Here is a 14,956-nt window from a genome sequence, read left to right on the forward strand (position 1 = left end):
CCGCCGGGGCCGACGGAAAGATAACACAACAGGCGATCGTTGATTAAGCCAAACGTCTGACAGCATGAAAAAAGTACAACATCGTCATGACGTTTTATGCTATTTGCGCCGGGTACTGTGTTTGTTGATTTATAAATAATCAGTCTTGACCACAGTATTTTCAGTAATGGCGGAGAATAACGCCCCTGTTATAAAAACCGAATTTGCGGTATCCCCACTTACCCGACGGTCGTTTCCGGCACGTTGTGGGTTCACTTCCTCATGCGCCGAGGCTGGTCCTGCCTACAGAATCGCTTTTCCTGAGGAATAAAATCCTCTTTTTTGATCGCACTGGCACTGGCGAATAAATCATCAATTGTGATATAGTTCACACATATTTTGTAACGAGAAACACTGTTTCATTCAGTTCGTCTGTTTTGTAGAGGATGGGTTTTATGGCAACCATTACTACCAGCATGGTTCTTCTGCGCTGGCCTTTGTTGAGTGCGGTACTGATGTTTTTAGCCAGCACGCTGAACATTCAGTTTCGTAAATCTGACTATGCGGGTCTTGCTGTCATCAGCACCCTGCTGGGGCTGGGCGCTGCCTGCTGGTTTGCAACGGGTCTGCTTGGTATCACCCTGTTGGATATCGCTGCCGTCTGGGAAAATATTAAAGTGGTGATGGTTGAGGCGATGAGCCACACGCCGCCAGACTGGCCGATGGTGATTACCTGATCCCTTACGGAATAAAAAAACCCAGACGATGGTCTGGGTTTTTTGTTTAGCACGCGGAAATCAGAACGGAATGTCGTCGTCGAAATCCATTGGCGGTTCGTTAGACGGCGCCGGAGCAGACTGCTGCTGCGGACGAGACTGTGCTCCGCCGCTGAACTGGTTGCCACCCTGCGGCTGCTGAGGCTGACCCCAACCGCCCTGCTGCTGGCTCTGACCGCCACCTGCAGGTGCGCCGCCGCCCTGACGGCCACCCAGCATCTGCATGGTGCCGCCCACGTTGACCACTACTTCAGTCGTATACTTCTCAGCTCCGGACTGATCGGTCCATTTGCGGGTACGCAGCTGGCCTTCGATATAGACCTGAGAACCTTTGCGCAGATATTCTCCGGCCACTTCGGCCAGTTTGCCAAACAGCACAACGCGGTGCCATTCGGTCTGCTCTTTCATCTCACCGGTCGCTTTATCACGCCAGGATTCGGAAGTAGCCAGCGTAATGTTGGCAACTGCGCCACCACTCGGCATGTAGCGTACTTCCGGGTCCTGGCCCAGATTACCGACGAGAATCACCTTGTTTACGCCTCTGCTGGCCATGTTCGTGTCTCCTGAATACGTTTCTTAATAGTGTAAACGCGCGAGTGTACCATTTCCATGCTGCACTTTGATAGTTGCGTAGCACGTTCCAGAGTTCTCCCGCAACTCAACATTGTTACACAGCGAATCAGAAAATGCATTCCAATACTGTATATTCAAACAGGTCAAATTGTGTCATAATTAGCCGTTTCTGACAGCCGTTTGTCCTTCAAACAAACCAGGCAATCCGTGTTCCAACCGGGAAAGGTGAATGGATAAGATCGAAGTTCGGGGCGCCCGCACCCACAATCTCAAGAATATCAACCTCATAATCCCTCGCGACAAACTCATTGTCGTGACCGGGCTTTCGGGGTCTGGCAAATCCTCACTGGCTTTCGACACTCTGTATGCCGAAGGACAGCGTCGTTACGTTGAATCGCTCTCGGCGTACGCTCGTCAGTTCCTGTCACTGATGGAAAAACCGGATGTCGACCATATTGAAGGGTTGTCACCTGCTATCTCTATTGAGCAGAAGTCCACGTCGCATAACCCGCGCTCAACGGTCGGTACCATTACCGAAATTCATGACTACCTGCGTCTGCTGTATGCCCGCGTGGGCGAGCCGCGCTGCCCGGACCACGACGTCCCGCTGGCGGCGCAAACCGTGAGCCAGATGGTCGATAACGTGCTGTCGCAGCCGGAAGGCAAGCGCCTGATGCTCCTTGCGCCAATCATCAAAGAGCGTAAGGGCGAACACACCAAAACGCTGGAAAACCTGGCAAGCCAGGGCTATATCCGCGCCCGTATCGACGGCGAAGTGTGTGACCTGTCCGATCCACCAAAGCTGGAGCTGCAGAAGAAGCACACCATCGAAGTGGTGATTGACCGCTTTAAGGTGCGCGACGATCTCGCCACGCGACTGGCGGAATCCTTTGAAACGGCGCTGGAACTCTCTGGCGGCACGGCCGTGGTCTCCGACATGGACGATCCAAAAGCGGAAGAGCTGCTCTTCTCCGCCAACTTTGCCTGCCCGATTTGCGGCTACAGCATGCGCGAGCTGGAACCGCGCCTGTTCTCCTTTAACAACCCGGCGGGCGCGTGCCCGACGTGTGACGGCCTGGGCGTGCAGCAGTATTTCGATCCGGATCGCGTGATCCAGAACCCGGAGCTGTCGCTGGCGGGCGGGGCCATTCGCGGCTGGGACAAGCGTAACTTCTACTACTTCCAGATGCTGAAATCGCTGGCAGAACACTACAAGTTCGACGTTGAAGCGCCGTGGGCCAGCCTGAGCCCGAACGTGCACAAAGTGATCCTGTTCGGTTCCGGTAAAGAGAACATCGAGTTCAAATACATGAACGATCGCGGCGATACCTCCGTGCGTCGCCACCCGTTCGAAGGGGTGCTGCACAACATGGAGCGCCGCTACAAAGAGACTGAATCCAGCGCGGTGCGCGAGGAGCTGGCGAAGTTCATCAGCAACCGCTCCTGTGCCACCTGTGAAGGAACGCGCCTGCGCCGCGAAGCGCGCCACGTGTTTGTGGAAAACACGGCGCTGCCGACCATCTCAGACATGAGCATCGGCCACGCGATGGACTTCTTCAATAACCTGAAGCTCTCCGGCCAGCGCGCGAAAATAGCCGAAAAAGTGCTGAAAGAGATTGGCGATCGCCTGAAATTCCTGGTGAACGTCGGCCTGAACTACCTGACGTTATCCCGCTCGGCAGAAACGCTCTCCGGCGGTGAAGCGCAGCGTATACGTCTGGCGAGCCAGATTGGCGCGGGTCTGGTAGGCGTGATGTACGTACTGGATGAGCCGTCCATCGGCTTGCACCAGCGCGACAACGAGCGTCTGCTCGGCACGCTGGTCCACCTGCGCAACCTCGGCAACACGGTAATCGTGGTCGAGCACGATGAAGATGCGATCCGCGCGGCTGATCACGTGATCGATATTGGTCCGGGCGCAGGCGTACACGGCGGGCAGGTGGTTGCAGAAGGGACGCTGAAGGACATCATGGCGGTGCCCGAATCGCTGACCGGTCAGTACATGAGCGGCAAGCGTAAGATTGAGGTGCCAAAACAGCGCGTAGCGGCAGATCCAGAAAAAGTGCTGAAGCTGACCGGCGCGCGCGGCAACAATCTCAAAGACGTCACCCTGACGCTGCCTGTTGGCCTGTTTACCTGTATCACCGGCGTATCCGGTTCCGGTAAATCGACGCTGATCAACGATACGCTGTTCCCGATTGCGCAGACGGCGCTGAACGGCGCGACGCTGGCCGAGCCGGCGCCGTACCGTGACATCCAGGGGCTGGAGCATTTCGACAAAGTTATCGATATTGACCAGAGCCCGATTGGCCGTACCCCGCGCTCTAACCCGGCAACCTATACCGGCGTCTTCACGCCCGTACGTGAACTGTTTGCCGGTGTGCCGGAAGCACGCTCCCGCGGCTATACGCCAGGACGTTTCAGCTTTAACGTACGCGGTGGCCGCTGCGAAGCGTGCCAGGGCGATGGCGTGATCAAGGTTGAGATGCACTTCCTGCCGGATATCTACGTGCCGTGCGACCAGTGCAAAGGCAAGCGCTATAACCGAGAAACGCTGGAGATTAAGTACAAAGGCAAGACCATCCACGAAGTGCTGGACATGACCATCGAAGAGGCGCGCGAATTCTTTGATGCCGTTCCTGCGCTGGCGCGTAAGCTGCAGACGCTGATGGACGTGGGCCTGACCTACATTCGTCTGGGGCAGTCGGCAACCACGCTGTCCGGCGGCGAAGCGCAGCGCGTGAAGCTGGCGCGCGAGCTGTCAAAACGCGGCACCGGTCAGACGCTCTACATTCTGGACGAGCCGACCACCGGCCTGCACTTTGCCGATATCCAGCAGCTGCTCGACGTGCTGCATCAGTTGCGCGATCAGGGCAACACTATCGTGGTCATCGAACATAACCTGGACGTGATTAAAACCGCGGACTGGATTGTCGATCTCGGCCCGGAAGGCGGCAGCGGCGGCGGTGAAATTCTCGTCTCCGGTACGCCAGAGACGGTTGCAGAGTGCGAAGCCTCGCACACTGCGCGCTTCCTTAAACCGTTGCTGTAATTGTCACACGGAGAGCTGCTGTCGGGTCGTTTCCGGCAGCAGCTCAACCGCCTGCTGATAGGACGCGTCCACCAGGTAGTAAATTTGCGAGCCTGGAATCGATCCATCCAGATAGACGGTGCTCCAGTGCGCCTTATTCAGGTGCTTGCTCGGCCTCACGTCATCATGCTGTTGACGTAGCAAATCAGCCAGTTCAGGGCTGGTTTTCAGCGACGCCGCAGGACGGCCTTCCACCTCTTTCACCATCGCAAACAGCACATCCCCCACCTTAACCTGCGTGGCTTTCCAGTCGCTATGGACGCTCTGCTCCGCGCCGGGCTTGCTCATGCAGTACTGAAGTATCTCCGAAATTGTCATCCTTATTCCCCTTGTAGCGTGGCGATAATTTTACGCGAACCACCGTGAATGCGATGCTCTCCCAGCCAGATCCCCTGCCACGTTCCCAACAGCAGTCGCCCGTTGTGAACCGGCAGCATAAGCGATACGCCCAACAGGGAGGATTTAATATGCGAAGGCATATCGTCTGCCCCCTCATAGTCATGCTCATAAGGGGCGTTGTCCGGGACGCTCTTCAGAAAATGATGCTCCATGTCGGACCGGACGGTGGGATCGCAATTTTCATTAAGCGTGAGAGAGGCAGACGTGTGCTGAAGGAGCAGATGCAGCAAACCCGTCTTGACCCGCGGCAGGTCGCGGATTTGCCCGATGACTTCGTCCGTCACCAGATGAAATCCGCGTGGTTTAGCGCTTAAGGTCAGGGTCTGTTGATACCACATGTGCTGCTCCGTAATGAAAGATGAATCTTTCTAAGTGTGCAGCAAGAAGGCGAAAGGTAAAACCCGCAGCAACGAGATTTGCTTAAAAAAGAGTCAAAATCGTCGCCTGCGGTTTAATACTCAGAGTTCACAATGACCTCTTCGCCAAACTTTCCGGCCATCGGCAGCGGTCGATAGGTGGAGTTAGAGGCACGCAATACCCTGATTCCTCTGGCACCCACGTCATGCGCGGCGGTGATGTCGTTATCCGAATCGCCGTAGAATACTTTGATATTTTTCTTTTCCAGCCACTGGGTTTTGGTGTTTTGCCCTTCTTTGTCACCAGCAAAAATCACCGGATTCATGCTGGTCGCCGGGATCTGGAAATCATCCTGCAGCGTTTTCGAGACGGTTTCCGTTTTGGTCTGACTGCGGCCGGTCACAAAATAAATGCTGTCACCGCGCTTCACGTGCATGGCAATAAGTGCACGGGCAACCTCTTTCGGGATGCTGAATTCGTCCCAGCCGTTATTCATTTTTTCCCAGAATTCCGGGTTCTTCAGATACGCTTCGCTGTCGGGTGAATACGTTTTCTTCCCGCGCCAGAAGCCAGGGCTTGAGAACAGCACGGTATCGTCAATGTCAAAGCCCACGGCCATTGGCGCGCGGCCCATCAGGCTGTTTTCGATTTGGGCCACGGAAACCCAGTGAATAGGTGCCTGCTCGGCAAGAATGGCGGCGGTGGTGCCGGTGTAAAGCGGCGTCGGGGCAGAAGCTCGCGCGACGACGGCGCTATTAAGCGAGAACAATAAGCAGGCGGCGCTGAGCGCCAGTGTGATCTTGCGCATATTTTCCCCTGAAAATTCAGTTTGTTATCGTTTTAATTTGAGCGAACGGTCAAAAAACTATCCGACCATAACCCCAGCGGGAGGTGAAGGGAAGGAGTTTTTACTTATGAAGATGAATAAAAAGAAGATGATCACAAAGCGCAGATGTGACGTGTAGGCCCGGTAACCGGGCAAGATTCTTGTGCGGCCTGATGCCCTCACCCCAACCCTCTCCCACAGGGAGAGGGGGAAAAGAGTAGTGAGTACTTACATTACAGCAGCAAACGCCTGCGCCACGCGATGAACGTTGCTGGAATTCAGACCCGCCACGCACATACGGCCGCTGGCGATGAGATAAATGCCGAACTCTTCGCGAAGGCGATCGACCTGCGCCGCACTCAGTCCGGTATAGCTGAACATCCCGCGCTGCTTGAGCAGATAGTCGAAGTTATGTCCCGGCACCGCCTCTTTCAGGACGTTAACCAGTTCCTGACGCATCGAAAGAATGCGCTTACGCATCGCTTCCACTTCGCCAAGCCAGGACGCTTTCAGCTGCTCGTCACCGAGAACCGTCGCCACCACCTGCGCACCAAAGTTTGGCGGGCTGGAGTAGATACGGCGTACCGTCGCTTTCAGCTGGCCGAGCACGCGGCTGGCTGCTTCGGCATCCTCACACACTACGGACAGACCGCCAACGCGTTCACCGTACAGGGAGAAGATTTTAGAGAAGGAGTTACTAACCAGAGCAGGCAGCCCGGCGCTGGCTACGGCGCGGATGGCGTAAGCATCTTCTTCCATGCCCGCGCCAAATCCCTGGTAGGCAATGTCGAGGAACGGGATCAGGTCACGGGCCTTCAGTACCTCAATCACCGCATCCCACTGGGCGTTAGTGAGATCTGCACCGGTCGGGTTATGGCAGCATGGGTGCAGCAGCACAATACTGCGCGCCGGCAGCGTGTTCAGTTTTTCTAACAGCGCTTCAACGCGCACGCCGTTAGTTTTGCTGTCGAACCATGGATAGGTCTCGACCTTAAAGCCTGCGCCCTCGAAGATCGCAACGTGGTTTTCCCACGTCGGGTCACTGACCCACACGCCTGAATCCGGGAAGTATTTTTTCAGGAAGTCTGCACCCACTTTCAGCGCACCCGAGCCGCCCAGCGTCTGGATCGTCGCCACGCGTTTTTGCGCGAGCACTGCGTGATCGGCGCCGAACAGCAGCGGTGTAATGGTGTTGCGATAAGCGTTTAGCCCTTCCATCGGCAGATAAAGGGAAGCGCCGTGTGGAACAGCGTTCAGACGCGCTTCGGCTTCGGCAACGGCTTTTAATTGAGGAATGATGCCATCCTCGTTGTAATACAGACCGATGCTGATGTTCACTTTGTCGCTACGAGGATCTTCTTTGAAACGCTCCATTAAGGAGAGGATAGGGTCGCCGGCATAGGCGTCAACTTTCTGAAACACGCGATGGTTCTCCGGAATTCGATGAGGCAGGGATTTCAACAATAAACCGGAAGCAGGTGAAGGTCGAGAGGATGTTAATAAAGTTGGAGCGAGGATAAAAACCTCACTCCATTGGCGGTTCAATCAATGTACTTCATCGCCACCCGCGACGTCAGGCGGGTGATGAGTTCGTAAGCACTTACTTTTGTTATTTCAGCAATACGCTCAACGGGTAAACCTTCCCCCCACATCACCACATCGTCGCCGGGTTTATCCTGGGCTTCAGGCCCCAGATCGACACAAATCATGTCCATCGCCACGCGACCAACGATCTTCACCTCGCGACCGTTGACGAGAACCGGCGTACCCGACGGCGCGGCACGGGGATAACCGTCGCCATAGCCCATTGCCACCACGCCAAGGCGGGTATCACGCTCGCTGGTCCAGGTACCGCCGTAGCCCACCGGCTCACCCGCTTTATGGTCACGCACGGCAATCAGGTTAGAGACCAGCGACATGACCGGCTGGAAGCCAAAATCCGGCCCCCAGGGCTTGTTCTCCAGCGGTGATACGCCGTAAAGAATGATGCCCGGTCGCGCCCAGTCGAAGTGCGACTGCGGCCACAGCAGAATACCGCCGGAAGCTGCGATCGAGCGCATCCCCGGCTTGCCTCCGCAGAAGGTATTAAAGATATCCAGCTGCCGCTCGGTTGCACCGCACTCGGGCTCATCGGCACGGGCGAAGTGGCTAACAATATTCACCGGCTGGCGCACGTTTTTGCACCGGCATAAACGCTGGTAAAACGCTTCCGCGCTTTCAGGACGCACGCCCAGACGGTGCATGCCCGTGTCGAGCTTCATCCAGACGGTCACCGGCTCGCTCAGCTCGGCGGTTTCAAGTGCGGCCAGCTGTTCTTCATTGTGTACCGCCGTGTGCAGATGCTGGTCAGCAATGGTTGGCAGATCGCTGGCTTCGAAAAAGCCTTCGAGGAGGAGAATCGGTTGGGTAATCCCCCCCGCGCGCAGGCGGAGGGCTTCTTCAAGACGGGCGACGCCAAAGGCATCGGCATCGGGGAGCGTTCGCGCGGTCTCAAGAAGACCGTGTCCGTAAGCGTTCGCTTTCACGACTGCAACGAGCTTGCTGGCAGGCGCCAGTTCACGCAGACGTTGCAGGTTGTGTCGCAGAGCGCGGCGGTTAATAACAACAGTTGCCGCTTGCATTTGAATTCCTTAGAAATTACTCATCATCATATTGAGGACCGGCATAGTTGTCGAAACGCGACCACTGTCCGTTAAAGGTCAGACGCACCGTTCCGATTGGGCCGTTACGTTGTTTACCAATAATAATTTCGGCGATCCCTTTCAGGTCGCTGTTCTCGTGATAAACCTCATCACGGTAGATGAACATGATTAAGTCGGCATCCTGCTCGATGGAGCCGGATTCACGCAGGTCGGAGTTGACCGGGCGCTTGTCGGCGCGTTGTTCCAGGGAGCGGTTCAGCTGCGACAGCGCGACCACCGGCACGTGCAGTTCTTTGGCTAACGCCTTGAGCGAGCGGGAAATCTCCGCAATTTCCAGCGTACGGTTGTCTGAAAGCGACGGGACGCGCATCAGCTGAAGGTAGTCGATCATGATGAGGCCGATGCCACCGTGTTCACGGGCGATACGACGCGCGCGGGAGCGCACTTCCGTCGGCGTCAGGCCGGAAGAGTCATCGATATAGATGTTACGTTTTTCCAGCAGAATGCCCATGGTGCCGGAGATGCGCGCCCAGTCCTCATCGTCAAGCTGGCCGGTACGAATGCGGGTCTGATCCACGCGAGACAGCGATGCCAGAGAACGCATCATGATCTGCTCGGAGGGCATCTCAAGACTGAAGATCAGCACCGGCTTGTCCTGCAACATCGCTGCGTTTTCAACGAGGTTCATCGCAAATGTCGTTTTACCCATCGACGGACGCGCGGCGACGATAATCAAATCCGACGGCTGCAGACCGGCGGTTTTCTTGTTCAAATCATCATAGCCGGTGTTCACCCCGGTGACGCCATCGTGCGGCTGCTGGAACAGCTGTTCGATACGGGCGACGGTGGCGTCGAGCACATCGGCGATATTTTTTGGGCCTTCGTCTTTGTTAGCGCGGCTTTCGGCGATTTTAAAAACGCGGGACTCAGCAAGGTCAAGCAGGTCTTCGCTGGTGCGCCCCTGCGGATCAAAACCGGCTTCGGCGATCTCGTTCGCCACCGAGATCATCTCGCGGACGACGGCACGTTCGCGCACGATATCGGCATAAGCGCTGATGTTCGCCGCACTAGGCGTGTTTTTTGACAGTTCCGCCAGATAAGCAAACCCACCGCAGCTGTCGAGCTGACCAAGACGCTCCAGTGATTCCGCGAGCGTGATCAGGTCGATCGGGCTGCCCGACTCCTGCAGACGCGCCATTTCGGTAAAGATGTGGCGGTGCGGGCGGGTGTAGAAATCTTCCGCCACGACGCGCTCGGCGACGTCGTCCCAGCGCTCGTTATCCAGCATTAAACCGCCCAACACCGACTGTTCCGCTTCAATCGAGTGCGGCGGGACCTTTAACCCTGCGACCTGGAAATCACGCTCGCGAGGTTCAGTCTGTTTGTTGAAGGGTTTGTTTCCTGCCATAGTGAATGGAGTTACCGAGATAAAGAGTGGGTCGAAAGATTACCATATTTTTCTTACGGAGGGAGCATGGCAACGCGCATTGAATTCCAGAAACACGGTGGGCCAGACGTACTCAAAGCGGTGGAGTTCACCCCCACCGCGCCTGGCGAAAACGAAGTGCAGGTTGAAAACAAAGCCATAGGCATAAACTACATCGACACCTATATTCGCGGCGGGCTCTACCCGCCTCCATCGATGCCGAGCGGACTGGGCACCGAGGCAGCCGGTGTCGTCATCAAAGTGGGCAGCGCGGTTAAGCATATTAAAGAGGGCGACCGCGTGGTATATGCGCAGTCAGCGCTGGGCGCTTACAGCTCCGTCCACAACGTCCCGGCGGATAAAGCCGCCCTGCTGCCCAACGCCATCTCCTTTGAGCAGGCGGCGGCCTCGTTCCTGAAAGGCTTAACCGTTTACTACCTGCTGCGTAAAACCTATGAAATTAAACCCGACGAGCAGTTCCTGTTTCATGCCGCGGCGGGCGGCGTCGGGCTCATCGCCTGTCAGTGGGCAAAAGCCCTGGGCGCAAAACTGATCGGCACCGTGGGCAATGCCCAAAAAGCGCAGCGCGCGCTGCAGGCGGGCGCCTGGCAGGTGATTAACTACCGTGAAGAGAGCATTGTCGAACGGCTGAAGGAGATCACCAGCGGCAAAAAGGTGCGCGTCGTGTATGACTCGGTTGGGAAAGACACCTGGGAAGCGTCGCTGGACTGTCTGCAGCGTCGTGGGCTGATGGTGAGCTTCGGCAATGCGTCAGGCGCTGTCACCGGCGTGAATCTCGGTATTCTGAATCAGAAAGGTTCGCTGTACGTCACGCGCCCTTCCCTGCAGGGCTACATCACCAACCGGGAAGAACTTGAGGAAGCCAGCAACGAGCTGTTCTCGCTGATCGCCAGCGGTGTCATCAAAGTGGACGTGGCAGATGCGCAGAAATTCGCGCTGACCGATGCGCAGCGCGCGCATGAGGTGCTGGAGAGCCGGGCGACGCAGGGGTCGAGCCTGTTGATTCCCTGAGCCCCAAAAAGAAATTGGGCTTCCCGTGGGAAGCCCTTTCTTTTTTTAGTTCGGCTGTATGTAGGGTACAGCACGATGAATTCTTTAACGGCAGTCATAGTGACAGATTCGATAAGTAAATCCTATTCTGTTCTAAGCCATGCTGCCGGAAAAGTTACAACTATGTGACGAACCCCTCAATACCTTAGTAACGAAAGCGGTTATTGCGCTGATAACCGGGCACTTTTGGCGATTTAATCGACCGAATCACCCACACCACCGCAATGGCCAGCAGTAACCACGGCAGCAGTTTGATCGTCAGCGCAAACAGTCCGCCAACAACCATGACCACCGTCGCCACCACGATAGCCGCCAGAATGCCGAGCAGCGAAACGCCTGTCGCTAACAGCATGACAAAAAAGCCAATCACAAAAAGTAGTTCCAGCATGGTGCTCTCCCACGAGTTCCCGAGTAATGCATTAAGCATTACAAGATCCATGCCAAAGCTAACGTTTTGTTCTTAAAGCAAAACACCTCGCGAGAACTCGCAGGGCGTGGTCAATTAGACGAACTTTTAGCGAAAGTTATCGCTTGTCTGCCACCAGTCGCAGCGCATGTTCCAGCACCTCAATATCGGCCCCGGCTTTATGCGCATTCTCACTCAGGTAGCGGCGCCACTGACGCGCGCCCGGTATACCCTGGAACAGACCCAGCATATGGCGGGTGATGTGGCCGAGATACGTACCGTTACTCAACTCTCGCTCAATATAAGGGTACATCGCACGCACGACGCCAACCGGATCGGTGTCTGAACCTTCGATACCAAAGATTTCGCGATCGACCGTCGCCAGAATGCCCGGGTTCTGGTACGCCTCGCGGCCAACCATCACGCCATCCATATGCGCCAGATGCGCTTTGGCCTCTTCCAGCGACTTAATGCCGCCGTTGATCGACATCGTCAGGTGCGGGAAGTCACGCTTCAGTTGATACACGCGCGGGTAGTCCAGCGGCGGGATCTCACGGTTCTCTTTCGGGCTCAGGCCGGAGAGCCAGGCTTTTCGCGCGTGGATGATGAACATCTCGCATTCGCCCTTTCCGGAGACCGTATCGATGAAGTCGCACAGGAATTCGTAGCTGTCCTGGTCGTCAATCCCGATACGGGTTTTGACCGTGACCGGAATGGAGACCGCATCGCGCATCGCCTTGATACAGTCCGCCACCAGCTGCGCGTTCCCCATCAGGCAAGCGCCGAACATACCGTTTTGCACACGGTCGGACGGGCAGCCAACGTTCAGGTTGATCTCGTCGTAGCCGCGCGCTTCCGCCAGCTTCGCGCACTGCGCCAGCGCGGCCGGATCGCTGCCGCCCAGCTGCAGGGCAACCGGATGCTCTTCTTCGCTATAGGCCAGATAGTCGCCCTTCCCGTGAATGATTGCGCCTGTGGTCACCATTTCGGTGTACAGCAGCGTATGGCGGGAGAGCTGGCGCAGGAAATAGCGGCAGTGTCTGTCCGTCCAGTCGAGCATCGGCGCAATGGAGAAACGGTGTGCGGGGAAAGCGGTCTGTGATTCTGACGACATGGCGAAGTTTTAAGCATCTGGTGGAAAAGGGGCGCTACTATAGCACAAAGAAAAGCCGGAGGCGCAGCGCCTCCGGTGGACTTTAGAACGTCATGCTCAGCTGAGCCCCTGCGCCCCAGGTTTCGTCTTCACCGTACAGGCCCATCAGATCAACATGCACGGTGCTAAACGGCGCGAAACCGACACCGCCGGTAAAGACATTGCTGTCGTTACCCTTCACGTCTGCACGATAACCCGCACGGACCGCCAGCCAGCTCAGCGGCGTCACCTCGGCACCGACACCCACGTACTGCGACGTATCTTCGCTCTTGAAGCCTTTGGTTTCGGTCAGATCGCCATCGGCGGTCAGCGTCACAAGGTCGTTGTGCCAGGCGGCACCGGCGGTTACCAGCGGGCGGATCTGATAGGTGTCTTTATAGCTCACCACTTCTCCCGTACGGCCATTGCGGATACGGATATCTTTGGTGTCGATATCACGCGACATCAGGTTTTGTCCGCTCACGCCAACGGTCCAGTGTTCGCCGAAATCAGCCGCAATACCGGCATCCACGTTAAAGCCCGTATCGTCAGTGCGGTAGCGGCTGTCGTTCCACTTGTTACTGTCGTAATCGTAGATTGACGTGGTGTAGTTATAGACCCAGGTTTTTTGCAGCTTTGGCGTCACGCCCACGGAAACAGGGACGCCGCCGAGGTCAAACTGACGGGCAACGGCAACACCATAGTCGGAGACAATCGCCGCCCGGCCGGATGCCGTTGAGTTGAGATTTTTGGTGATCTGATCCGTGCCGTTCAGCACAGCGTCCAGTGCAACACCGGCAGCCACCACATTACTGCGTTGAATACCGCGAAGGTAATCAATATCCTGCTGATCGATAGACGAGCTCACCCGGCCATGGGCATAGCCTTTCGCCATGAAGGCTACCGAAAGGACATCGTTAGGGATACTCACCGCAAGCCCTGCCCCTGCCGTTGCGCGTGCGGTTTTGCCTTTGAGATAGTCCAGCTCATCGGCCAGATCTTTGGCCGCGCCCTGGAATTCATTAATGGAACCTAATGGATTGGTGATAATTTCTCTTGGCGTGAGATTATCAACCACATCCTTGTAGTGATTGATTTTGTCGTTGATGGTATCAATCTCGTCCTGAAGATTGTCTTCATCCGTGATTTGCGCGCCAACCGAAGGCAATATGACCGTCACATCATCGTCCGGCTTTGCCTTTGCCAGCAGCGCGGGGTTGATTAACGCCCCACTACCATAGCTTCCCGAAGCCACGCCGGTGCCACCCATTGCGTCGCTGCGTGATTCTGTCCAGGTATTGGCTGCTCCCGCCTGATTTGCCATAAACAAGGAGACAGCAATGCTAACCACCGAAAATTTAAAATTTTTTTTTCACAGTATGCCCGTTATAGTCTGTTATGAAATAACCCCTGTCTGTTATCACCCAAACAGGAACGAACTATTGCTGTGAATAAGTAGTAAAAGACCCGCTATTTCTTTCCCTAAGTAAAACTCCCTTACGGCCTGTTATATTTTGTGACGGCCCTCAATATTTATAGAAGAGGAAATTATTTTTTCCCAGGTTTTCCATCATGCGGTCCAAAAAACTGCGGGGGATGATCTACCCAGCGATCTTCCCGCGTGGCGGCATACACGGGGTTGAGCGGGTAGTAGATGCGGTTGTGCTTCTTGTTGGCCTCGCCAACGACCAGGAGCCGAACCTCATCGTCCGTGTTGTTGATAAAGGTATGACAGATGCCGGTACCGGCGGGAAAACCTACGCTGTCGCCAGGCTCCAGCTTCCACAAGTAGCCATTAATCCAGGCGTCAGGGTGGCCTTCAAGCACGTAAATAAACTCTTCTTCGTCGCTCTCCGCGTGCGGATAGGACGTCCTGCGCCCAGGCGGCAGGCGCTCATGATGGATGCCAATACGCCCGAGCCCAAGCTTTCGAGCCAACGGGGCGCCGATAGAAAAAAGCTCATCGCTGTCGGGATAGGTCGAATCATCCGCGCCTTCAACGTCGCGCCAGTGTCGAATACAGTCAGGTTTTTTCATTGTTTATTTCCCGGTTTGTAATGGGTCAGGTATAGCACAGACTGGCGGATCTCGGCGTTTTTACCAGAACATGATAAAGTGAGGGTTTTCCGTCCTATAACATCCGGGGTGCTAAATGGATAAGTCCACAAAAGAGCTGTTAGCGCAGGCCGAAAAGCTGTGTGCGCAACGCAATGTGCGCCTGACTCCGCAGCGCCTTGAAGTATTACGCCTGATGAGCCTGCAGCAGGGTGCTATCAGC

14 protein-coding genes and 1 pseudogene are annotated in these 14,956 nt (G+C 55.9%); 4 read left to right on the plus strand and 11 right to left on the minus strand.

Annotated elements, in window-relative coordinates; genetic code table 11:
- Positions 1–434: 434 nt before the first annotated feature.
- Complete coding sequence (locus ACWYRJ_RS07755) at positions 435–716, plus strand: YjcB family protein (protein ID WP_008503385.1); 282 nt, start codon at positions 435–437, stop codon at positions 714–716.
- 60 nt (positions 717–776) lie between these two features.
- Here the strand turns inward: ACWYRJ_RS07755 and ssb1 are convergent, their stop codons facing one another.
- Entirely contained in the window at positions 777–1,307 is a 531-nt protein-coding gene (gene ssb1 / locus ACWYRJ_RS07760) for a single-stranded DNA-binding protein SSB1 (RefSeq protein ID WP_023310055.1), read from the minus strand.
- Between the two features lie 250 nt (positions 1,308–1,557).
- Here ssb1 and uvrA point away from each other — a divergent pair, with 250 nt between their 5' ends.
- Positions 1,558–4,380 (plus strand): excinuclease ABC subunit UvrA, encoded by a 2,823-nt coding sequence (uvrA, locus tag ACWYRJ_RS07765; RefSeq protein ID WP_045328845.1) that lies wholly within the window; start codon positions 1,558–1,560, stop codon positions 4,378–4,380.
- Between the two features lie 3 nt (positions 4,381–4,383).
- On the opposite strand, the gene ACWYRJ_RS07770 is transcribed toward uvrA, so the two are convergent.
- From ACWYRJ_RS07770 to dnaB, 6 genes are all read right to left on the minus strand, one after another.
- A complete protein-coding gene (locus tag ACWYRJ_RS07770; protein WP_111964201.1) occupies positions 4,384–4,737 on the minus strand; it encodes an MmcQ/YjbR family DNA-binding protein in 354 nt (117 codons plus the stop codon).
- Between the two features lie 2 nt (positions 4,738–4,739).
- Positions 4,740–5,156 carry a secondary thiamine-phosphate synthase enzyme YjbQ gene (locus ACWYRJ_RS07775; RefSeq protein WP_111964202.1) on the minus strand — a complete coding sequence of 139 codons (417 nt, stop codon included), beginning with the start codon at positions 5,154–5,156 and terminating at the stop codon, positions 4,740–4,742.
- Between the two features lie 113 nt (positions 5,157–5,269).
- Positions 5,270–5,983, minus strand: coding sequence for an acid phosphatase AphA (gene aphA / locus ACWYRJ_RS07780; protein ID WP_059347291.1), 714 nt, complete (start codon positions 5,981–5,983; stop codon positions 5,270–5,272).
- Positions 5,984–6,229: 246 nt separating this feature from the next.
- Positions 6,230–7,423 (minus strand): aromatic amino acid transaminase, encoded by a 1,194-nt coding sequence (tyrB, locus tag ACWYRJ_RS07785; protein ID WP_455507676.1) that lies wholly within the window; start codon positions 7,421–7,423, stop codon positions 6,230–6,232.
- A gap of 119 nt (positions 7,424–7,542) precedes the next feature.
- Positions 7,543–8,622 (minus strand): alanine racemase, encoded by a 1,080-nt coding sequence (gene alr / locus ACWYRJ_RS07790; RefSeq protein WP_455507677.1) that lies wholly within the window; start codon positions 8,620–8,622, stop codon positions 7,543–7,545.
- Between the two features lie 16 nt (positions 8,623–8,638).
- On the minus strand, positions 8,639–10,051 hold the full coding sequence (gene dnaB / locus ACWYRJ_RS07795) for a replicative DNA helicase (protein ID WP_023310046.1): 1,413 nt from the start codon (positions 10,049–10,051) through the stop codon (positions 8,639–8,641).
- 66 nt (positions 10,052–10,117) lie between these two features.
- Here dnaB and ACWYRJ_RS07800 point away from each other — a divergent pair, with 66 nt between their 5' ends.
- The gene (locus tag ACWYRJ_RS07800; RefSeq protein ID WP_111964205.1) at positions 10,118–11,101 is read left to right on the plus strand and encodes a quinone oxidoreductase; all 984 of its coding nucleotides are present in this window, start codon (positions 10,118–10,120) and stop codon (positions 11,099–11,101) included.
- 184 nt (positions 11,102–11,285) lie between these two features.
- On the opposite strand, the gene pspG is transcribed toward ACWYRJ_RS07800, so the two are convergent.
- The 4 genes from pspG to ACWYRJ_RS07820 form a co-directional block, all read right to left on the minus strand.
- Positions 11,286–11,528 (minus strand): envelope stress response protein PspG, encoded by a 243-nt coding sequence (pspG, locus tag ACWYRJ_RS07805; protein WP_223582365.1) that lies wholly within the window; start codon positions 11,526–11,528, stop codon positions 11,286–11,288.
- Positions 11,529–11,664: 136 nt separating this feature from the next.
- Entirely contained in the window at positions 11,665–12,660 is a 996-nt protein-coding gene (gene dusA / locus ACWYRJ_RS07810) for a tRNA dihydrouridine(20/20a) synthase DusA (protein WP_223580992.1), read from the minus strand.
- An 82-nt stretch (positions 12,661–12,742) separates the two neighbouring features.
- Positions 12,743–14,002: a conjugal transfer protein TraF gene (locus tag ACWYRJ_RS07815; RefSeq protein ID WP_455507678.1), complete on the minus strand. Its 1,260-nt coding sequence runs from the start codon at positions 14,000–14,002 to the stop codon at positions 12,743–12,745.
- A gap of 224 nt (positions 14,003–14,226) precedes the next feature.
- Entirely contained in the window at positions 14,227–14,715 is a 489-nt protein-coding gene (locus ACWYRJ_RS07820; protein WP_127729258.1) for a cupin domain-containing protein, read from the minus strand.
- 115 nt (positions 14,716–14,830) lie between these two features.
- Here ACWYRJ_RS07820 and ACWYRJ_RS07825 point away from each other — a divergent pair.
- Positions 14,831–14,956 (plus strand): annotated as a pseudogene (locus tag ACWYRJ_RS07825) (zinc uptake transcriptional repressor Zur); the annotation flags it as partial.

The organism is Enterobacter sp., assembly GCF_977039595.1.

Coding starts and splice junctions, on each gene's coding strand:
- ACWYRJ_RS07755 (WP_008503385.1), top strand. CDS start 435: ATGGCAACCATTACTACCAGCATGGTTCTTCTGCGCTGGCCTTTGTTG.
- ssb1 (WP_023310055.1), bottom strand. CDS start 1,307: ATGGCCAGCAGAGGCGTAAACAAGGTGATTCTCGTCGGTAATCTGGGC.
- uvrA (WP_045328845.1), top strand. CDS start 1,558: ATGGATAAGATCGAAGTTCGGGGCGCCCGCACCCACAATCTCAAGAAT.
- ACWYRJ_RS07770 (WP_111964201.1), bottom strand. CDS start 4,737: ATGACAATTTCGGAGATACTTCAGTACTGCATGAGCAAGCCCGGCGCG.
- ACWYRJ_RS07775 (WP_111964202.1), bottom strand. CDS start 5,156: ATGTGGTATCAACAGACCCTGACCTTAAGCGCTAAACCACGCGGATTT.
- aphA (WP_059347291.1), bottom strand. CDS start 5,983: ATGCGCAAGATCACACTGGCGCTCAGCGCCGCCTGCTTATTGTTCTCG.
- alr (WP_455507677.1), bottom strand. CDS start 8,622: ATGCAAGCGGCAACTGTTGTTATTAACCGCCGCGCTCTGCGACACAAC.
- dnaB (WP_023310046.1), bottom strand. CDS start 10,051: ATGGCAGGAAACAAACCCTTCAACAAACAGACTGAACCTCGCGAGCGT.
- ACWYRJ_RS07800 (WP_111964205.1), top strand. CDS start 10,118: ATGGCAACGCGCATTGAATTCCAGAAACACGGTGGGCCAGACGTACTC.
- pspG (WP_223582365.1), bottom strand. CDS start 11,528: ATGCTGGAACTACTTTTTGTGATTGGCTTTTTTGTCATGCTGTTAGCG.
- dusA (WP_223580992.1), bottom strand. CDS start 12,660: ATGTCGTCAGAATCACAGACCGCTTTCCCCGCACACCGTTTCTCCATT.
- ACWYRJ_RS07815 (WP_455507678.1), bottom strand. CDS start 14,002: ATGGCAAATCAGGCGGGAGCAGCCAATACCTGGACAGAATCACGCAGC.
- ACWYRJ_RS07820 (WP_127729258.1), bottom strand. CDS start 14,715: ATGAAAAAACCTGACTGTATTCGACACTGGCGCGACGTTGAAGGCGCG.